At 54.0% G+C, this 20226-nt stretch carries 20 protein-coding genes and 2 pseudogenes; 7 read left to right on the top strand and 15 right to left on the bottom strand.

All coding sequences use genetic code 11. From position 1 onward, the window contains the following. Positions 1–133: 133 nt before the first annotated feature. The 8 genes and pseudogenes from NB640_RS10985 to NB640_RS10950 form a co-directional block, all read right to left on the bottom strand. Positions 134–1175: pseudogene (locus NB640_RS10985) on the bottom strand (IS481 family transposase). Between the two features lie 247 nt (positions 1176–1422). Further along, positions 1423–2229 carry a hypothetical protein gene (locus NB640_RS10980; RefSeq protein WP_269308744.1) on the bottom strand — a complete coding sequence of 269 codons (807 nt, stop codon included), beginning with the start codon at positions 2227–2229 and terminating at the stop codon, positions 1423–1425. Beyond that, entirely contained in the window at positions 2181–3101 is a 921-nt protein-coding gene (locus NB640_RS10975) for a tetratricopeptide repeat protein (RefSeq protein WP_269308743.1), read from the bottom strand. Before NB640_RS10975 ends, NB640_RS10980 begins: the two co-directional genes overlap by 49 nt. A 252-nt stretch (positions 3102–3353) precedes the next feature. Beyond that, a complete protein-coding gene (locus tag NB640_RS10970; protein ID WP_269308742.1) occupies positions 3354–4013 on the bottom strand; it encodes a RusA family crossover junction endodeoxyribonuclease in 660 nt (219 codons plus the stop codon). Next, a complete protein-coding gene (locus NB640_RS10965; protein WP_269308741.1) occupies positions 4010–4411 on the bottom strand; it encodes a helix-turn-helix domain-containing protein in 402 nt (133 codons plus the stop codon). Before NB640_RS10965 ends, NB640_RS10970 begins: the two co-directional genes overlap by 4 nt. A 58-nt stretch (positions 4412–4469) precedes the next feature. Then, a complete protein-coding gene (locus NB640_RS10960; RefSeq protein WP_269308740.1) occupies positions 4470–4838 on the bottom strand; it encodes a dCTP deaminase/dUTPase family protein in 369 nt (122 codons plus the stop codon). Next, complete coding sequence (locus NB640_RS10955) at positions 4795–5454, bottom strand: hypothetical protein (RefSeq protein WP_269308739.1); 660 nt, start codon at positions 5452–5454, stop codon at positions 4795–4797. Before NB640_RS10955 ends, NB640_RS10960 begins: the two co-directional genes overlap by 44 nt. Beyond that, positions 5432–6547: a YdaU family protein gene (locus NB640_RS10950; RefSeq protein ID WP_269308738.1), complete on the bottom strand. Its 1116-nt coding sequence runs from the start codon at positions 6545–6547 to the stop codon at positions 5432–5434. The genes NB640_RS10955 and NB640_RS10950 overlap by 23 nt, the downstream gene beginning before the upstream one ends. 640 nt (positions 6548–7187) lie before the next feature. On the opposite strand from NB640_RS10950, the gene NB640_RS10945 reads away from it, so the two are divergent. Continuing rightward, on the top strand, positions 7188–7901 hold the full coding sequence (locus NB640_RS10945) for a helix-turn-helix domain-containing protein (RefSeq protein ID WP_269308737.1): 714 nt from the start codon (positions 7188–7190) through the stop codon (positions 7899–7901). 90 nt (positions 7902–7991) lie between these two features. Here the strand turns inward: NB640_RS10945 and NB640_RS10940 are convergent, their stop codons facing one another. Next, on the bottom strand, positions 7992–9098 hold the full coding sequence (locus NB640_RS10940) for an STAS-like domain-containing protein (protein WP_269308736.1): 1107 nt from the start codon (positions 9096–9098) through the stop codon (positions 7992–7994). 86 nt (positions 9099–9184) lie between these two features. Further along, positions 9185–9976, bottom strand: coding sequence for a DUF5131 family protein (locus tag NB640_RS10935; protein WP_269308735.1), 792 nt, complete (start codon positions 9974–9976; stop codon positions 9185–9187). A gap of 153 nt (positions 9977–10129) precedes the next feature. On the opposite strand from NB640_RS10935, the gene NB640_RS10930 reads away from it, so the two are divergent. Next, the gene (locus NB640_RS10930; RefSeq protein ID WP_269308734.1) at positions 10130–10648 is read left to right on the top strand and encodes a thermonuclease family protein; all 519 of its coding nucleotides are present in this window, start codon (positions 10130–10132) and stop codon (positions 10646–10648) included. Positions 10649–11585: 937 nt separating this feature from the next. Here the strand turns inward: NB640_RS10930 and NB640_RS10925 are convergent. After that, entirely contained in the window at positions 11586–12341 is a 756-nt protein-coding gene (locus NB640_RS10925; RefSeq protein ID WP_269308733.1) for a class I SAM-dependent methyltransferase, read from the bottom strand. 279 nt (positions 12342–12620) lie between these two features. On the opposite strand from NB640_RS10925, the gene NB640_RS10920 reads away from it, so the two are divergent. Both NB640_RS10920 and lnt read left to right on the top strand, forming a co-directional pair. After that, the gene (locus tag NB640_RS10920) at positions 12621–13508 is read left to right on the top strand and encodes an HlyC/CorC family transporter (RefSeq protein WP_269308732.1); all 888 of its coding nucleotides are present in this window, start codon (positions 12621–12623) and stop codon (positions 13506–13508) included. A gap of 75 nt (positions 13509–13583) precedes the next feature. After that, on the top strand, positions 13584–15188 hold the full coding sequence (gene lnt, locus NB640_RS10915; protein WP_269308731.1) for an apolipoprotein N-acyltransferase: 1605 nt from the start codon (positions 13584–13586) through the stop codon (positions 15186–15188). 122 nt (positions 15189–15310) lie between these two features. Here the strand turns inward: lnt and NB640_RS10910 are convergent, their stop codons facing one another. Beyond that, positions 15311–15487 carry a hypothetical protein gene (locus NB640_RS10910; protein ID WP_269308730.1) on the bottom strand — a complete coding sequence of 59 codons (177 nt, stop codon included), beginning with the start codon at positions 15485–15487 and terminating at the stop codon, positions 15311–15313. A 78-nt stretch (positions 15488–15565) separates the two neighbouring features. Here NB640_RS10910 and NB640_RS10905 point away from each other — a divergent pair, with 78 nt between their 5' ends. Further along, a complete protein-coding gene (locus NB640_RS10905; RefSeq protein ID WP_269308729.1) occupies positions 15566–16186 on the top strand; it encodes a DUF488 domain-containing protein in 621 nt (206 codons plus the stop codon). A gap of 403 nt (positions 16187–16589) precedes the next feature. On the opposite strand, the pseudogene NB640_RS13115 reads toward NB640_RS10905, so the two are convergent. From NB640_RS13115 to NB640_RS10890, 3 genes and pseudogenes are all read right to left on the bottom strand, one after another. Further along, positions 16590–16886, bottom strand: a pseudogene (locus tag NB640_RS13115) (DUF7710 domain-containing protein). Beyond that, positions 16886–17620, bottom strand: coding sequence for an ankyrin repeat domain-containing protein (locus NB640_RS10895; protein ID WP_269308727.1), 735 nt, complete (start codon positions 17618–17620; stop codon positions 16886–16888). Before NB640_RS10895 ends, NB640_RS13115 begins: the two are co-directional and overlap by 1 nt. 606 nt (positions 17621–18226) lie before the next feature. Continuing rightward, positions 18227–18388, bottom strand: a complete 162-nt coding sequence (locus tag NB640_RS10890) for a hypothetical protein (protein ID WP_269308726.1) — start codon at positions 18386–18388, stop codon at positions 18227–18229. A gap of 17 nt (positions 18389–18405) precedes the next feature. Here NB640_RS10890 and NB640_RS10885 point away from each other — a divergent pair, with 17 nt between their 5' ends. After that, the gene (locus NB640_RS10885; protein WP_269308725.1) at positions 18406–18855 is read left to right on the top strand and encodes an integrase core domain-containing protein; all 450 of its coding nucleotides are present in this window, start codon (positions 18406–18408) and stop codon (positions 18853–18855) included. A gap of 168 nt (positions 18856–19023) precedes the next feature. Then, positions 19024–20148, top strand: coding sequence for a mechanosensitive ion channel family protein (locus NB640_RS10880; protein ID WP_269308724.1), 1125 nt, complete (start codon positions 19024–19026; stop codon positions 20146–20148). Positions 20149–20226 lie beyond the last annotated feature (78 nt).

The raw sequence follows: 20226 nt of genomic DNA, 5'->3' as shown, positions 1-20226 counted from the left end.
TTTATCAGGAAAAACTGCGACAGCACGATGTCACTGTATATGGGTGAAGAAGACGGATTATTTTCGGTTGCATTATTTGTAGTAGTTTAGACCTGATCTGACAGAAGCCGGTTTTGTTTGGGTATCTGTCAGATTACATCTGGATCAGATTTTTCTCCTTCCAGACATTCAATCCATCAAGAAAGGTCTGCATGGGCGTTCTGCCACAGCACATTTTTTCCCTGATGGGTTCGTTCATTATTGTAATAATGAAGCCAGTTGTCCAGATCGGATTGCAGTGAATCCAGATCGTAGTACAGTTTTTTCCGGAATGCCACCTGGTAAAACTCCTGTAAAACAGTCTTGTGAAAGCGCTCACAGATACCGTTTGTCTGGGGTGACCTGACTTTCGTTTTCGTGTGATCGATGTCATTGATTGCCAGATAAAGCTGATAATCATGGTTCTCAACGCGGCCACAGAACTCTGTTCCCCTATCCGTAAGGATGCGTAATACCGGTACATCCTGGGATGCGTGAAACGGCAGCACCCTGTCGTTGAGCAAATCTGCTGCGGTAATGGGTGTCTTGCTGGTATACAACTTACAGTGAGCAACACGGCTATAGGTATCAACATACGTTTGTTGATATATCCGGCCTACTCCTTTCAGGGTACCGACATAGAAGGTGTCCTGAGAACCCAGATAACCCGGATGGGCGGTTTCTATCTCGCCATGAACGATGTCATCCTGCTTTTTCTTCTCAAGAGCGGCAACCTGTTCTTCCGTGAGAATAATACCTTCGCTGGCTACCTTGGCTTCCAGTGCTTTCAGGCGTTTTTTGAAGTTCTCCAGGTCATGGCGCAGCCAGACAGATCGAACACCGCTGCCAGATATAAAAATGCCGAGCTTTCTCAGCTCATTACTGGTGCGGACCTGACCGTGGGCCGGGTAGTCGATGGCATATTGAACAACAGCTTTTTCTGTGGCTTCTTCTGTCCGGTTCTTGAGATTGGGAACACGTCTGCTCTGGTTTATCAGGGCATCAATACCCCCTTGTCCTACTTGCTCGTGATAGCGATAAAAGGTATCACGTGATACGCCCATGACTTTGCAGGCTTTCGATACGTTATTGAGCTCGGATGCCAGATTAAGCAGCCCGACTTTGTGTTTGATGATCGGATTGGTAGTATGTAACATGAGAGTTACCTCCTTAAGGTTTTGTTTACGGATTCGACACCCATATCAAAACCGGTAACTCTCTCCTTTGCAAGAGATAACTGTCAGATTAGATTCAAACTACTTCACATTATTCGTCAACTGTAACTCCTCGGAGTCAGCCAGTAAACCCCACCGTCAAGCGAGCTGTTGCCGACTATATCGGATGCACTGTTGATCGTTGCCCGAATACAACCTTTATACCGGTTCAGACAGTTTGATTTGCGTATTACCAGTCCTCCGGAGACCCCACCTGTTTCGGCTCCACCAGCAGTTTTTCCCCGACTTTGGCAGAACGTACCCTGACCGGTCTCCAGTCGCTGCCCAGCGCCATCGTACGGGTGATATCCGGTGCTGCCTCAAGCGTAATAGTGCCTGAAGCTTCTTTAAGCAGGAGAAAACGCAATACCCCGTCCTTTCCTGTTGCCAGTATCTGCAAGGGGGTGCCATTTAACGATATACGCACCGGGTAATCTGAAAAAATATGCATCGGGTCGCCCGATCCGGGTACGCGCGTAAAGAGCATCTCATACTCGGCCACTTTCTCCCCGGCCTGCGCAGGCCGGATAGTCACCCCTGCCGGATCATCCAGCTTCCGCTCCTTTTTACAGAGCGTGACAAACCACGAAGTAACCACATGGCGCCCCATCACCCACTGCTCCTGCCGGGCGCCTGCCAGCAGCTCCTCTGCCGTGACACGCTTTTCCCCGGCATCCTTGCGCGAGAAGCGGATCACCTCCTCAGGCACGATATTTTTCGTCCAGGTAAAAAGGACAATCTCTGTATCACGCGGAGAAACCGGCGGGAGCGAGACATCTTCCTTTTCCCGCTCAATGGCCAGGTCTACCGTGTGGTAACAGCGGTTTTCAATATAAATACGGGTATATGCCTTGCCTGAAGCGTTATCCTGGGCACGGGCTATCGGCAGTAAAAAGACCATGCAGCAACAGACGGCCAGCACACTCCGGCAAAAACAGGAAAAACGCATCATGGTGTATTCACCCGGTAAGGCATCACCTGCTTTACCGGCAGCCATTTTGAAAAATTGCCGATCGGTTTGGGCGTTTCCTTCACATCAATCTCCCGGCGCAGCGCATCAGCCACATCGGCATAGGCCGGGTCTTTGGGCTGACCGTCTTCACCGCGCCGGTATATCCCGGCCAGCATGTAAAGACAATCCACATTGCCCAGCCGCGCCCCTTCACGCAGGGCACGGATCGCGTTTTTCGGATCATACTCATACATGCGGTAAATAATCGCCAGTTCGTGCCCGGCATTGCCGTACCCCTGCCTTAATGCCTTTTCCAGCCAGGCCTTGGCCTGCTCACGCTTCGTTTGTGCTTCCGGCCCCCTTTCATAGCGATTCTGGAAATACAGATTCGTCCCCCATGCCGTCATCGCCGCCATGGAACCTTTCTCGGCACCCTCCTTTACCAGCCGCCAGGCGGTATTCATATCCCTTTTGACTCCCCAGCCGTTCTGGTAGGCTTCAGCCAGGAAAAGATACCCGTCCGGGCATCCCATCGAAGCAGCCCGCTCAAAAAGCGCCACCTGGAACTGCAGACGGGGCGAATACCCTGGCACTTTCATGAAAGTATGCCGGTACATCCGTCCCAGATAAAGTGCTGCTTTTGCATTGCCCCTGGTCAGCGCCTTTTCATACAGGCGCTCCGCCCTGAAAAAATCCGGCTCAACATCCTTTCGGGCATTTTCATAATCAATCGCTTCCTGGAAAAGCCTTTCCCCGACCGCGCCACCCGTCGGGCATTTTGCCGAGAGCACGATCGGCTGGATCGACGCCGCATGGGAATCATTACCCACAAAAGCGCTGCAGAAAAAAAACAGTCCGACCGTAATCGAGAAAAATCGCAAGGGGCCGCCCCAATGGCCTTTTCCCGTCCGTTTCAAATCAATCTGCTGCAAGTGTCTGTCCCCCATCTTCCTGTTCGTGCCGCCAAAAGCCGCATAGCCTTTCTGCCAACACGAAATTTTACACCGGAACCACCCTGTAACGGAACCGTCTCCACAGAGGAACAAACGGGTAAAAACACCGCATTTCTCATAGATGGAAAATACAAACATCCGCCCGACAAAAAGCCGCTGCATCATCCGTAACGATGACGCAGCGGCTTTGAACCGGTTTTTACAGAATAACAGACGTTAGCTGATCCGCCTCAAAAAGCGCGGCTGAAGCGTTACGCACTCCCTTTCCGATGTACTGTCCAGGTAGCGGCAGATCGCCCGCTCAAACGTATCAGCCTTGCCTGTGCCGTGCAGGTAGCGCAGCACCACCGCCTGCCGTCCGCTGGGCGTCGCCACGATCGTGCCCGGCGGGTAAAAATACGCCATGCCGTGCCGCGTCTCGTGCACCTCCTCTACTGAGCGCCTTTTTTCCAGCTCGCCTGCCAGCTTCTCTATCCGGATTTCCACCCGGGGATGTCCATCCGGCACCGCACGCTCTGCCTCGATTTTCCGAATACGCCGGTCATTTTCAAACGCCACACCCCGAAGGGCGTCGACAAGTACCCGCCCCACACTGTCCAGACTCTCGCATTTCACCATATCATCCCAGCACTCCGGATCACGGCGAAAATACTCGCGCCAGTCATTCGGGCGTTTCGGATAAAGCACATACGAAAGCGATACCCGCCCGGCAAGCGGTGTGCTCACCCCGGCCTGGCGTGCCACATTTTTCACCAGCTCGCGGTACATGCGTCCTTCACGGCTTACCGATATTTTCGGCATTTTTGCGCCTTTAGGCACAAAGCGCTTCCAGTAGCTTTCTGCCGCCACCGGCAAAGGCAGGCTCAGGACAATCATGATGCCCTCCTGATCGCAAACAGCCATTTATCCATCGCTTCCAGGCGATAAGGCACCGCTTTCTCCCTCTTTGTCTTCCTGCCGGGCTTTTCTGTTGCCGCAACAGCCCTTTTCCCTTGCATTGCTTTTCGCTGGGCCGATGAGGGCAGACTTGCCATCGGCATCCGCCGTTTTTTTGCACCAACGCCCCAGATTCTCACCAGTGCCGTTCCTTTCATGTCCCAGCCAATGACGCGCACCATGCGGGTTTCCTCCTGGAGTTCCCTCAAGCGCTTTCTTATCGTATCCGGCGAACACAGCAGCCGCTTTGCCATCGCTGCCACCGTCATCGGCGCCTCATGCAGGCAATCCATGATCAGCCGCTTCTGCTCGTCATTACTTAATCTGATACCAGCCATTTTTTCTCCCTCACCAGTCAGTTGCCCTAGGGCGTGTTAACACGCCCTAACCCGTTTTCTATCGCATTTCCCGCTGGATCTGCGGCGAGAGTGCCAGCGAAAAAAAGAGCCTGCCAATACATTCCCCCACCGCAATCCGGCAATACCCGCTGCCCGCATTAAAAAGCGTCAGCATGATCTCCCCCTTCAACGTCCCGTCCACGACCAGTGGCGCACAAACCAGCCCCTGTGCAGCCATCATGCGGGTATTGCAAACGTACCCGATGAGTCCCGGCGGCATATCACTGATCTCGACCCCGGCAGACACCATCCGGTATTGCCCTGGCGGGATAAACCCCTCATGCCGGGCAAAAAGCGCATATCCCGACCCCTCGCGCGTTTTTTCAAGCCTGCCGCTTACCCTGATCACATCCCCTCCCTTTTTCATCAGCCTCTCCTGTTTCTCCCGTTTTCAAAAACACCCGCAGACGTGCCAGATGTTCTCTTGCCTTTTCACCCCCTGACGCCGTCACCCCCGCACCAGCAATGGCCGTCCCTCTTTGCGGCACCGGCGGCAGCGTATCCGCGCATGCCTGCTTTTCCGCCACAATGCGCGTCCAGCGCGTTTTTGCCATCTGCCAGGACGCCTTTTTCAGGTCATAAAACCCGAAGGCATACGCCGACCAGAAAAGTACCGGGTCTGTCCAGACATCCTTTCCTTTTGCCCGGTGCCATGCCTGCAATTGCGCATCGCCAAAAAGCGACTCATAATCCGGTTCGGCACGGCATAACAGCAAAAACTCCGGCAATGTCGGTGGCCAGGGCTTTTTCCGGCAACCCATCAACCCCTGCCTTACCTCCCCCACCTTCAGCCCGGCAAGCGCACCGGCCCATACCGCCTTCACATGGCCCACATCCGTGTTACGCCACATATCCGCAAAACGGGCACCGTAAATCGCTGCCAGCTCGGAAAAAAGCGCCTCCACATTGGCCAATGTCGAAGACGAAACCACTGCCGGTGTCTCTTCCGCTCTCCCGGCCTCAGCCATAAAACCCATCGTCATCCACATCCTTCCTGTCACAAGCCGGGGAAGACTCAAGAACACGCGCACGTCCTTCAATCGTCAGGAAAGCCTCCCTGCCGCCATCCGCACGCCACCCCGTCAACCCTTCCATGACCCGCTTTCTCTCCATATGGGCCCCGCCCTGGCTTGCCTTTCCATGAGCAACGGCCCCATGCGCCGTTATCGACGCGGCATCCTTCGCCCAGCGCTCCACAATCCGCACGACATACGCCGGCCCGATCCGCTCATCCGGTCTTGCCCTTTTTGCTTCCTCACATGCTGCAGCCACGGTTTCCGGCGAAATACCCTGATGCGCCAGCGCCATGATCCGAGGATCACCCGGGCGCGCCTCAACCCCGGCAGCACGCATCGCCAGGGCCAGATCCTGCGCACTGAAAGCGGCAGACATATCGGCATGCCGGCTCTTCTTGTCTCCCTCCCGGTCTTTTTCAGCAACCCCGTCTATCGTTTCAACAGCCGCTTCCACAACAACATCTGCCATATCCCCAGGCACATCGCCCTGAATGTCTACCGCTGTGCGAAAAGCCCTGTTTTCCTCGGTCATAGCCATAAATGCATCTTTATTTGCATTTTTTGCAATATTTGCGCCATTAATGGCTTGCTTTTCATTCGGCATACTGCTACCATCTGCTCTAGACACTCCGTACACTTGATTTTCAGGATGACCCAAAGAACCATGTTTGCATCCGAGCACACCAGAAAACAGCCGATCTTCGCTCTCTCCGGCATCGGCAATCCGCTTTGCCATCCGTCGTTTTTCCTCCCTGGCGTGGGCAATCTGGCGATTCACTTCGGCCTGTTTTTGCGCCTTCCCGATTTCCGTTTCCGCTCGCAGGTTGACCAGCCCCTTTTTTCCTGCCAGCCAGAATTGCGATATAACCAAATCAATCGCCTTGCGCTCTGCGGCACTTTCCGCCCGCAGAAGCCGGTAAAGTGTCCGCCGGTCTTTCGGCAGCGGCTTTTGCGTGGCATAAAAGGTATCGAGCATCAGCCGGTAAGCGCCATGTTCCATCAGGCTCAAGTGCCCGGTATCGCGCTGGTAGTCTCCAATAAAATGCTTGTAGAAATTCACTCTCCCCTCCGCGCACAGATATTGCAACAGGCGGCACCATCGGCAAACTGTGTCGGAAAAGACCGGCTTTTGCGGCATACAGGACAATACCGTCGTGACCAGTTAAATGCCGTCATACGCTTTGTCCTTTCGCGATATTTGTGTAGTGCAACTAAATCCCAATCACACATGTCAGCCTCCCAAAAAGCAGCGGCACAGGCAAAAAAAGGCGAAAAAATCCCCTGCAATTCCCATTGCCACCAGAAAAAGACCCTAAACGGTCTACAATAAGGAAAAAAAATTGCGGAACCACAACAACAGGAGCGGCAAAATCGGGTTCAATAAGACATTAACCCTCGAAAAACCATTGATCAGCCTTTTTCCCCGGCATGAGAAAAGCCATGTCACACTCCCGCAAGCAACCGCGGAATTACTGTACAACAAGCCTGGCCAGATAGAGAGAAACAACCAAAAATGGTCTCAATAAAAAAATATCACTTGCACATCCCTGTAAAACAAAACATTTATGGCATAAACTCCCTTTAAAATACGTAACATAAATAAAAAACAGACCGAATATTGAATATTAGACCATTTTCGGACTTTAATCAAGTCACAAATGGTTTGTTTGATGCTCCATAATAGGATCATGTATTGCTTTATGAAGAGAAAATCTAAAGATATCGTTGCAGAGCGCCTGGACTACCTTATGAAGTCACATCCGAATCTTGGCACCCAGATGAAACTTGCCAAGAAGACCGGAATAGGACAGACCACAATTGGCAGAATACGCCGCGGCGAAGTCAATGCCACCGCAGAAAACCTGCGTGCCATTGCTACAGCATTTGATGTGCCGGTTGGTTTCTTTTTTGATGACGAACCCTATATGAGCAGCCTGGGGGAAGCAAACTGGAGTTCAGACCGTTTGCCCGGCGGTGCCTCTGCCCGTCCACCCGGCAAGGACGGACAGCTTCCACTCATCTCATGGGTCCAGGCCGGCAACTGGAATGAAACTGTCGACAACTTCCATCCGGGAGATGCCGATGAGTGGATTTATTGTCCCTTCAAACACAGCGAAAACGCCTTTGTGCTCAAGGTTGTCGGACAAAGCATGCACAACCCCGGCGGCGACCGCTCATACAATGACGGCGACTATATTGCAGTTGACCCTGAGCGTGAGCCGGTCAATGGCAGCATGGTCGTTGTCCGCATGGATGATGAGCATACCGCCACATTCAAGCAACTGCTGGTAGAACCCAATGGAGAAAAAATGCTCATGGCCTTAAATCCCGCCTGGCCCAACCGGATCATGCGGGTCGGTAACAATGCCACCATCTGTGGCGTGGTCATCGGCAAATGGACAGACGAAACCTGATATACCCTCAGCCGGGCACACCCGGCTGATCCGACAAAAAAGCCGGGAATTTCCCGGCTTTCTCTTTGCACAGTTTCCCTCAACATCAGATCAATGCAGGCTACTCCGGGCCTGGCTGATCGTCTGCCACACCACAGGCGAGGCATTGGCTATATCCAGCCTGACCGAAGGGTACTCATGGGCAAATACCCGGAAAACCTCATCGGCAAAACCACTCCCTATCCGGCTCACATCCGAAAAATCCAGCACCACTTTCTCAAAACTGTCGAGCCGATCCATCAGCCGCCTTGCCTGCTCGCGCGACACCAGCTCTTCTCCGCCAAGACTGGCAAGCTTTACCGGCACCGCCGTCGCGGAAAAAACCGGATGCGCCGGACTTTTCGCATAGCGCCCCATCACATCCGCCAGGCTTGCCGTACTGCCCATCGGGATAACCATCACCACCGTCGTTCCCTTCTGGTTCGTATCCGCTGAAAAAGTCACTGACTCCGGCACATTATTGTAAGACGAAGCCCCATTGCGCACATACTGCAGGCCATTGGCCCGGATCGCAAAAAAATCAAAAAGATGCGATACCAGAAAAACACTCTCCCCTGACTTTCCGGCGATATCCGGCGCAAGCCGCCCTTTGGCAAGCTCAAGCGCCGCCATCCGCCGATCCGGCAAATGCAGCGCTTTTTCCACCTTCGCAAAAATCCCCACCCCGTCATCCATAATACAGATCGTGAGCATCCCGCCCACCGAGCACACCAGCGCCGTTACCATCCCCCCACCGGCATGGACAAACGCATTGTCCAGCATCCGCGTAAAACCATAGTGCGCGATATTTTTTACATTGGGCGTCATGGCAAAAAACGGTCGAAAAAAAGTCTCCCAGACATCCACCACATCCACCCGCTGTATCTGGCAATATGTGCGGACAATCTCGCGCTTTTCTCCCAGCCCATAACGTGGCTGACGCAAAGAACCCGCCTGCGTAAACCAGCCTGTGTCCACCAACTGGTTCATATACTCGCGCAATACCCCTTCCGCTATGCCGAAATGACGGGAAGCCAATACAACCGGGTCCTCTTCAACGCCTGCCGCAATACTGTCGGCAAACCATGTCCTGATTCTTCCACCTTGCGCATCAAACAACACATTGCCTCCGAAATCCTCAAACCCGGCAGCCATCATGGCGGGCAGCCCAATCACCATCTGAGAAGCTTACCCCGGACACAAAAACACGCAAAGCCAAACGGCACATGGCTTTGCGCTAAATCGAAAAAACAGGAACAACCTGTCTAAAATCCCAGCGAAAACTGCTGTGGCGCTTCCCCGCTTTCCTCCGGCAGCGTTAGCGCATACAGGGGACTTTCATCCCAGATACGCCCGTCAAGCAGCCGCCCGTTGGCCTGCCTGCCGCGGCGCACCCCATCCGGTCCCCACTCGCCCCACTTTGAAAAACAAAAGGGCACCCCTGCTGCCACCGCCTGGTCGCGCACACGGGTTACCCATTGCGCTTGCGTTGGCCGCGCACCCGGCCCCGTCTCTCCCCCTACCATCACCCAGCCGATGCCCGAAAGATCCAGCTCGCCCAGGTCTTCCAGAAGCGGCTCCATATTCACCAGCCGCAAAGGCACATCCACCTGGCGCAGGCTGTCCATGCGCGGCAGACCATGCGCACGGTCCTCCACCGTCACGCCCAGCCACAGATTGGGCGGACAGGGCCGCGAGCTGAAATACACCGGCAACCGCCCAGCCCGCTTTGTCAGCACCATGTATAGATGCTGTGGCGTGGCCCGCATCACATCCATCACCTTATCCAGAAAGTCATCCGGCACATCCGCATGGAAAAGATCACTCATCGAATTGGCAAAATAAAACGTCGGCTTCCTGCGCCTTGTCGGTTGCCCCAGCCGTTTTGGATGCAGCGTCACGACAAAGCCATTGGCATACCCGGGCACCCCCTGCTTTTGCAGGCGCTCGGCAATCGGCCGGGCATAACAATTTTTGCAGGCAGGCGAAAGCTTCGTGCAGCCCGTCACCGGGTTCCACGTCATGCTACCCATTTCCTCATCTTCGCTGCTTGCCATATTCCCTTTGAACAAAGCATCCCTGTGCCTTCCGGCACCGTTTTTGCATTGTATCCCAAGCCCCAAAAAGCGGTAGCCTTCCCCCGTTTATCATCCGATCCCCCTTCACAAAAAAATCCTATGATTCAAAAAGATACCGAACTGGAGGCCCCCATGAAATACCTGAGTCCCGCCATAGCAGCCACAAAACACCTGCTCGCCGCAGCACTGGCGCTGGCCGCCCTGCTGCCGGCATGGGCAGCCCCTGTAGCTGGCGTCACGAGTGGCGACACCCTTACCGTCATCGAAGGCAGGCGTTCCGTAAAAATCCGGCTGGCCTATATCGACGCCCCCGAGCCGCGCCAGCCCTATGCCAACCATTCCCGCCGCTCCCTCTCCGAGCTGTGCGCTGGCAAAGATGCCAAATACGATGTTCTTTATACCGACCGCAAAAAACAGGCCATTGCCATCGTCCACTGCAACGGCATCAACGCCAACCGTTACCAGGTTGCCAGGGGCATGGCCTGGGTTTATGATGAGTACAACAAGGACGAAACCCTTCCCGCCCTGCAACAACAAGCCCGAAAAGCCCGTCTTGGCATCTGGCAGGCCGACATCGTCACCCCGCCCTGGGAATTCCGCCGTCTTGGCTTTACCGGGCGCATCGACGGCAAAAAAAGCTTCTCCGAATAGCCGCAAACCCTTTATTGACAACAATCATACGCAATACGCAGGATATATGCGCATTGCGCATACTTTCTATTTTTCTCCTGTGGACAAGCTGTGCATACCCTGTTGGCAGGCTATGTATGACAAAGGGATAACCCTGAATGCCTCTGTGGAAAGGCTGTGGCTAAACTGTGGGGATACTGTGGAAAACGTGGTCGTTTTTTGTGGAAAAACCGGGGAAAAACTGTGGGAAAGTGAGGCTGTCGGCGCGATGGCAGCGCGTTTATTACCCTTCGCTTGTTGGGTTCTCTGCGATGAGATTAGACCTCGCCAGAACGTCATAAGGTGGGTGGTTGACCCACAGCAACGATCTTTTTGTCCTCGCTTCGCTCGTTCTTACCCCACTGGCCCGGCAGCAAAAAGAGCGTAAAATTAGCAGGGTATCTTCTCATGCTATGGCTAATGCACAGGGTATAGATGGCTACTCTTTCTCTGCCGGAATGTGTAGCGTGTGCCCAACGCAGTGCGGCGCACGAGGTACGCACGGCAAGGGTAAGTTCTCTTTTTTTGCCAGCTTGTGTTCGTGCGCTTCGCCATAGGCTCAGCACACGCTACTATTCCTCGCTATGCCGCTTTTTCAAGGCAGCTTCGCAGACGGCTGTCTGAATGCAGCGAGTTCCGGCTGCCGCCCCTGTCACGACGAGTAGTTCCGGGTACCCCGCACAGCGGTGCAAGGGGTTGCGGCGCATTTCTTTGCTTACTTTCTTTGTGCGAGCAAAGAAAGTGAGCTGCCGCCGGTCAGCAACCGGCCTGATGAACTCAATCTCGATGGCTAATCTCATCGTAGAGAAAACAACAAGCAAAGAACAGAAAACCAAAAAACGGGACACTGTCTCCAGCATCCCGTTCCTATCGCTTTTGCGGCAGAAATAGCGCCTGCCGTCGCGCTTGCAGCCAAACCCTATGCCGGCTTGATCGCCACAAACCGCATCCGCCGGTAATCGGCAATCCACTCACCCTTCTCGTTTACCATCGTTTTCTCGGCGATCACTTTCACGGCATCCAGAAACTTGTCACGCTCACTCGGATCCCACGAATCCAGGTAATGCCGCCCGAACATCTTGATCCAGTCGCGCACATCACCCGGCAAAACCGTCGGGCGATCAAGCTGTTCCATCGACTGGATAGTGAACCCTGCCTTTTCGAGGATGGCAGAAAATTCCGAGATAGACGGGAAATACCAGGATTGCACACTTTCCATCTCGATACCGTGCTTGTCCATTACCTCACGGATGGCGGCAATAATATTGGAAATACTCCCCTTGCCGCCCAGCTCGCCCACGAAGCGACCGCCCGGCTTCAACGCCCGCTTTACCCCCTCAGCCACCCGGTTGAGATGGCGCATCCAGTGCAGCGCCGAATTGGAATACACCCCGTCAAACTCTTCGTTAAATGTCAGGTTTTCCGCATTCATCATACGCGCATCCACACCGAGCTGTGTGGCAGCCTTAACCATGGTACTGCTGATATCAATTCCGACAGCAGTACACCCCCTTTCAGTGAGCTTTTCGCAAATAGAGCCAAATCCGCAGCCGACATCCAGTATCCGCTCACCGGGCTGCGGATTCATCAACTCAAGCACCGGCATCCCGAATTCGGTTGCAAAGCGTTTCCGCATCGCCACCACATCAGGGTCCAACAGGGTTTTATACAGCATCGTCATTCCCTCCATCAACAAGAAAGGCCACGAAAAAAGCCATAAAAGACAGCGTCAGGGGCACCAGGAGAAGCCGTTATACAGAAGAATCTACTCACAAAGCAGCCCGGCCCGTGAAAAAGAGCCTGTACAGCACACAAATAAAATTTACTTTACCATTAAAAGCGCAGAAAAAACCAGCAAAAAAACATCGGGGGCGCGACATTTTGCCATTTTCGTATTTCTGTGTATCCTATAGGTTTTGAGTACCCCTCACCAGAGGGAGAACAGACAAAAAACATGCCCGAGCACCCCGAGACAAACCATACCGGACAAAAACCTCACCGATCACTCCTGGACCGCCTTGCTGCGCTCGTTTCACCCGAGCCCGAAAGCCGCTCCGAGCTCCTCAATATCCTGCACGATGCGCACTCGCGCAGGCTCATTGACGCCGAATGCCTGTCCATGATCCAGGGCGTTTTCCAGGTCAACGAACTGGCCGCCCGTGATCTCATGGTACCGCGTTCGCAGATATACACCATCGACATCACGCGCCCCATTGATGAGTGGCTGCCCGAAGTCATTGAAAGCGGACATTCCCGCTTTCCTGCCATCATGGGTGATCCCGACAATGTCGTCGGCATCATCCTCATCAAGGATATGCTGGCCTATTTCATCGAAAAAGAATTCGATCTGCAAAGCATCATCCGCCCGGTCGTCTTCATCCCCGAATCCAAACGCGCCAATGTGCTCCTGAGGGATTTCCGCGCCAACCGCAACCACATGGCTCTTGTCGTGGATGAATACGGCAGCATTGCCGGGCTGATCACCATTGAAGATATCCTTGAGGAAATCGTCGGCGAGATCGAAGACGAATACGATGACGATGATGACGAATCCGAAATCCGCATCATCAAGGGAGGGGACAACCCCGCCTGGCGCGTTTCCGCCCTGATGGAACTCTCGGACTTCAACGAAGCCACCGGCACCAGCCTGGACGAAGAAAGCGCTGACACCCTGGGAGGCTACATTGCCAATGAACTCGGTAGCCTGCCGCATACCGGCGACACCTTCGACATCAACGACCTGCACTTTCTTGTGCTCAAGGCCGATAACAGCCAGCTCCATTACCTGATGGTCGAAAAACGCACGCCGCCCTCTGCCCAAGCAGAGCAAATCAGCGCATAACATTCAATAAAATACATCAAAAACACCAAAAACGCCTTAAAACAACCAAAAACGAGCACTCCAGAAAAGCCATCCATGCGCGACCGAATCGCCCTTTTCCGCCGTCCGACAGCCGCCCTGGTCGCCGGTATCCTGATTATCCTCGCCTATGCCCCCTACGGCTTTTCCATTATCCAGATCATCAGTGTCGCCTTCCTCTTTCACCTCATCATCAATGCCACCAGCACACGGCAGGCATTTTTCATCGGCTGGGCCTATGGCACCGGATGGATGACCGCAGGCGTATACTGGCTTTACATCTCCATGCACCAGTTTGGCGGGCTCAACCAGGCCATGGCCATTACCGCCCTTTTTGCCCTGGGCCTTTTCATGGGCCTTTTGCCCGCCCTGGCCGTCACTCTCGCCATGATCATCCGCCGCCGCTTTGGCGCTTCGGATTTCCTCATGGCCCTGCTCATCCTGCCGTCGGCCCTTTCCCTGGCAGAATGGACCCGCGGCTGGCTCTTCACCGGTTTTCCCTGGGTCGTACTGGGCTATGCCCACACCGACAACGCCCTTTCCGGCTTTGCACCCGTTATCGGCGTCTACGGCATCACCCTCCTGGCCACCGTACTGGCAGGCAGCGCCCTTATCCTCTTCAACCGCAAACAGCCGCGCAGAAACACCGTCTTTCTCATTGCGCTGGCCATCATCGCCGGGGGATACGGACTCAAATTCGTCCACTGGACCACCCCCGTAGACACCCCCATCAAGGTACGCCTGCTGCAGGGAAACATCCCGCAGGAAATGAAATTCTCCCCTGACCAGGTCCGGAAAACCCTTGCGATTTACGAAGAGATGATCACGGCTTCCCCGGCAGATCTCATCGTCACCCCCGAGACAGCCATCCCGCAGTACCTTCATACCCTTTCACCCGAGTGGTACAAAAAAATTGAAAAATACGCCGTGGACAACCACACCACGCTTGCCATCGGCATCCCGCTGGCTGATTCCATGCGGCATTACACCAACAGCCTCGTCGCCGTCTCACCGGACACCGACAAGCCGCACCATATCAACTACCGCTACGACAAGCAGCATCTTGTCCCCTTTGGTGAATTCGTCCCCTTTGGCTTCAGGTGGTTCGTCAACCTCATGCAGATCCCCCTGGGCGACTTTGCCCGCGGCCCCGACGTCCAGCAGCCCTTCCGTGTCAAAAACCAGTGGGTACTGCCTAACATCTGCTACGAAGACATCTTCGGCGAAGAAATCGCCCATCAGATCCGTGCTGCCATCAAAGCGGGCAGCCCCGAACCCGGGATGATGCTCAACCTGTCCAACATCGCCTGGTTTGGCGACAGCCTGGCGCTCCCGCAGCACCTCCAGATATCCCGAATGCGCTCACTCGAAATGCAGCGCCCCATGCTACGCGCCACCAACACCGGTGTCACCGCCATCATCGACGCCAGGGGCAATGTCCAGGGACAGCTTCCTAACTACCGCTTTGCCACCCTTGAGACCGAACTCACCGGCATGAACGGCATGACCCCCTACATCCGCTTTGGCAACCACCCTGCCATCATCGCCTGCCTCATCCTGTTCTTTGGCGGCGCCACCCTCGCCCATCGGGGCCATACCACCCGGCCGGGTTACCGGAAAAACCCGCTGGCGGGGAAAAATGACTGGGAAGAGTTGCTGTAGCGCGCCAGCAACGCGTTTATTACCCTTCGCTTGTGTTGCGGCTCCTTTCGGTACCCAGCGGAAAAAGGTGTCCTTCTTTCCCGGCGTTTTCCGATCTTCTTTGCGTTCTTTTCTCCTCCCCCTCAATACTTTCTCTGGGCAGGCCTGGATTGAAATTGACGGATTTTCTCTGCGGGATATAGCGCTTTCGCAGCCTGTCTCCTTTCATTTTCTGTCAATACAAGAATAATTTGCCTTTTGGAAAAGAAATGTCCGCCAAAGTTCTTACGCCACCATGAGACACCTGCTTCTTTTTTCATCCGGATCAATTCCGCATCAAAGAAAATCCGCCGGAAGGAGCTTCCTCCCCTTTTCCCTGCCGCCTCCGATGTGTTAGGATGGATCTGACACGTTCGCATCCAGCCAGGCTCAGCCCAAACACCATGCAAACCACCGTCTACACCATCGGCCACTCCAATCACCCCATCGACCGCTTCATCTGGCTGTTGAAACAAAACGACATTGCCGTGATCGCCGACGTGCGCTCCATCCCCGCTTCCCGCCACAATCCCCAGTACAACCGTGACACCCTGCGCCGTTCACTTGGCGCTTCCGGCATCACCTACGTCCACCTGGGCGAGCAGTTCGGCGCCATGACAGACGACCCAGCACTCATGGAAAATGGCCGTGTCAGCTTTGCCAAAATAGCGGCCAGCCGCCCTTTCATTACCGGGATTTCCCGCGTGGCTGAAACCGCCAAAAAACACCGCATTGCCCTCATGTGCGCTGAAAAAGACCCCATTTCGTGTCACCGCACCATCCTCGTGGCCCGCCAGCTTGACAAGGCCGGGATTGCCATCGAGCACATCATCGAAAACGGCACCCGGGAAAGCCACACCGACGCCATGACCCGCCTGCTCAAAGCCACCAGAACACCGGAAGAAGACATGTTCCTTTCCCGCGAAGACCTGATCGACCAGGCCGCGCTTAAATGGGAAGAAAAAATGCTGGGAAGATAACCACAGACAGGCCTCCCCTGATATGCCATAGCATGCAAAAAGAAAACGAAAAGCACGCCATTTTATTGCAAAAAAAGGAATAGTCCTTCCGTTTTTTTACTCAGGCATGAAACATTTTCACAGGGAAACATTTATTTTCCGCTCCCTTTCCCTGAAAACAGCGCGAAAAAACAGAAAAAACCTTTCTCCCGATTTTTTTACAAAAAACAGCGAAATTCCCAGAAAATTCCTGAAAAACGATTTTACATTTCAATGTGATGAAAAAAGACAATTTTCCCGTAATAAAAAAGCCCCTGTTTTGAACTGCACCCCAAAAGTTGGACAAAGTCTGACGCTTTGGAGGTACCGTTCACTGTAGCGGGGCTTTTTGTCAGGCGCTTGGCCGGTATGAGAGCAGTTAATGCTACGTCTGGTTTATCCCGTTTTCATAGTGGTAATGCTCCAGCGATGCGCTGGTAAAACCACCCACAAATTTCCCGCTTTCCTGTGATGGCTGCTTCGGCGTAAAAACCCCTTACTTTACTGCCCAGGCATAGGCGGACACATCCATCGGCATCCGGGTGAGGATACCGGAAAGGCCATACTGCCTGATCCGGCTTTCCGCCTTTTCCTGCGAAGTAAAAACACCTGGGACGGTAAAAGCACTCTCACCATGAAACAGCCAGGCCCATTCACCGGGTACCGTATTGGCCTTGTCCATCACTCGCCCCACTGTTTCTTCATCACCCGCTCATCGGCGCCCAGGCGTTTGAACGCATCAATCACATCGCCATCACGCCAGCCCCTGCCCATATTGATCTCATACTGTTTGAGTTTTTTCGTCATGAACGATTTTCGATCACCCTTCGGCATGGTAAAGGGCAGCCGCTCAGCTGTTCGCAAAAGCATGAGCAGCAGTTCTTCACGCGGGTTGGCATCAAAGGCGCCATTACGGTAATTGCCGTTGAGCGCAAAATCGATCGGAGTGGACTGGAAACGATCAAGCGCATACACATCCGCATCCGCCACCAAAAGCGCCCCCACGACAGGCCCTGCTTTCGGGTTTGTCATGAGCGCAAAATGAAGCGGCGTTCGCCTGTCCGTTCCCGACGCCTCGCTGGGATCGGCACCTGCTGCCACCAGCGCCTGTATCACGCCCGGGTCCGGGTTGTAGGAAGCCGCCGTTGCCAGCGGCGGCATATCATCGTTAAGCGGGTCGCCTGCCTTCGGGTCTGCCCCGGCCGCCAACGCCTTTTCCACATCCGCCGTGCTGCCATAGGCACAAATATAGGAAAATCCTTTCAAGGGGATATCATCACTTTTCTTTCTCCGCGTCTGACGCACCTGGCGTTCGATATCCTCAATCACCACACTACCGGTCTGCCCCCATGCCGGCATGGATGCAAACAAAACCAGAAGCCCTGTTGCCAGGACACCACTCCAGCCTCTTTTCATACACGCTCCATTTTCTTCTCTCTCCTTTTTATTATAACCATACCGCGCCCGGTACAGCCGCCCAGGCTCAGTCCTCATTAAATTGTCGTGGGCGATGGGCCAACAGTGGACGAAAGCGTATCGGGCATGCGGCAAGTTCAATGTTGGCTCGGCAACGCAGGCAGGCGGGAAAAAGCAGCTTTTCAGCAGGCAGTTTAATGAAGGCTGAGCCTCGGTACAGGCAAAAAAAAGCCGCCCTTAAGGCGGCTGAAGTTTTCACTTCTAAGAGGGAGAAGGAAAACCGGTAATATCGTAAAAATCTGTGTCGTTTCAGTTGAGGGCAGGTGAAAAGATTGTCTGTGTCTGGAAAAAGTTTTGTCTTTACCGATTGTATCCGGCTGTCATGGCGACGATATATTTTCCACAAGTTAATAATTATTAACTTTAATACTACACCACTTTCCAAAATAATGCACCTTCAACCGGGGTGCTGTGCAGAATGCGGCTTCCCACGCCCTGCCCAAAAACACCGGCCCACCCGTTCCCTGCAGGCACAAACAAAAAACGGGATGCCTTGTGGGCCTCCCGCAATAAGAGAAAGGGCAGGTTTTTCGCACACCTCCCTGATCAGAATTTATATGTCGCCATCCCCATGCCGCCTGCACCTTCACGCCATCCGAAAAGCGCCTCCAGCTTGGCATTCATGCTCCAGCTTTTATTCACATCCCACATGATACCGGCTTCAACCAACCCGCTGTGCCTGGTCAGCTCATTGTCCCCGCCGCGCACACGCTCTCCGTGCAGCCGTGACGCATGTTTGTGTGGACAATGCCTCGCGCATGGCTTTTACAGCCATCTTGCCCAATGAGAAAAAGCAATCGGCTGTTTTATTCTTACGTCAGGCCGTTGCTTATTACCAGCGTCCTGGCATCCGGGTAGAGCGGGTTCTGACTGACAATGGTGCCTGCTATCAATCTTTTGCCTGGCGTGATGCCTGCGCTGAACTTGGTATCAAGCACAGGCGAACCAGACCTTATAGGCCGCAGACCAATGGAAAGGCAGAGCGCTTTATCCGCACTGCCATGAATGAATGGGCGTATGCCAGGGTGTATACTCATTCTCATGAGAGAACGGCTGCCCTGGCTTTGTGGATCAACTGGTATAACAGCATCCGATCTCTCTCAGCTCTCGGAAGAATCTCTCCAGCTAAATGGCTATCCGTAAATGGGAATAACGTATTGGAACTTAACAGCTAGTCGGCATACAGGCCATATACGCTTACACGCCCCTCTTTTCGAAAAAAATGACTCCCCAGATACCCCTTACCCGCCTCGAAATATCTCCCCTCTTTAATTGACCACAAAAAGCGCCTCCCCAGGATGAGCTATCCTCTTCGTTAACCCTTTATCCATACAGGCTCTACCATGATAAAACATCTCCATAACCTCTTTGAGCACAACACCTGGCAGCATTTTCTTGTCTCCGGCTTCATTGCCCTTGCCCTCTTCGTCACCCTCTTCGGCGTACGGACCTTCATTTCCCGGCGGCTGGCAAAAATCGCCGAGCATACCGCCACCAAATGGGATGATGTGCTGGTCGATGTCTTTTCCTCTACCAGGACAGACATGCTGATCCTCCTGTCCGTTCTGGGCGGTATCCAGACACTGGAAATGAGCGCCGTGCTCAGGATGATCACTACCCGGCTTTTACTCGTCACCCTTATCGTCCAGTGCGGTATGTGGGCAAACCGCTTCATTCGCGACGTCATCCTCATGCATATAGAAAGGGACAGCCGCAAGGGGCAGGTCCGCACCAACTACAACATCATCAACTATGCCCTGCGGCTTGTCATGTGGTCGCTTGTTGTGCTGCTTGTCCTGTCCAACATGGGTGTCAATGTCACCACGCTCATCGCCAGCCTCGGTATTGGCGGTGTGGCTGTTGCGCTCGCCGTGCAGAATATCCTGGGCGACCTTTTCGCCTCGCTTTCCATCATGCTTGACAAGCCCTTTGAAGTGGGTGACACCCTCACTGTAGGCGACCTCACCGGCACGGTAAAAAACATTGGCTTAAAGACCACGCGGCTGACCAGCATCACCGGCGAGGAGCTTGTCTTTGCCAACAGCGACCTGCTGAAAAGCCGCATTCACAACTACAAGAAAATGCAGGAGCGGCGCATCGTTTACATCGTCGGAATCGATGCCAATACCCCCATGAAAAAACTCCCGCGCGTAAACGAGATCGTCCGTGAGATATTTGACGGCATCGGCAACGCCCGCCTTGACCGCGTGCATTTCTCCAATATCGGCCAGTACACCTTTGACTACGAGATCGCTTACTACGTGAAAAATGCCGACTACAACCTTTACATGGATGTGCAGCAAGCCTTGAATCTCGGCCTCGTCAAAAAACTCGGTGAAGCCGGTATCGGCCTGCCCTTTCCGACCCAGACCCTCCAGATACGGGGCTTGGGCAAAGAACTACTCAACGCCACGCAGCACCCCGAAGCGCCTGACCCGGACACGCCGGGCAATGACAAATCCCGGTAGGTTCACTGGAAAAAGAGAGGGGAATCATGGCAGTGCGATTTGAAGCCACGTCATCAGCACACTATGCCGGGATATCAC

It is taken from the genome of Oxalobacter vibrioformis, assembly GCF_027118995.1.
Classification (GTDB): domain Bacteria; phylum Pseudomonadota; class Gammaproteobacteria; order Burkholderiales; family Burkholderiaceae_D; genus Oxalobacter; species Oxalobacter vibrioformis.
Note: the sequence above shows the minus strand (reverse complement) of the source record. Positions and strands in the feature narration are given on the sequence as shown.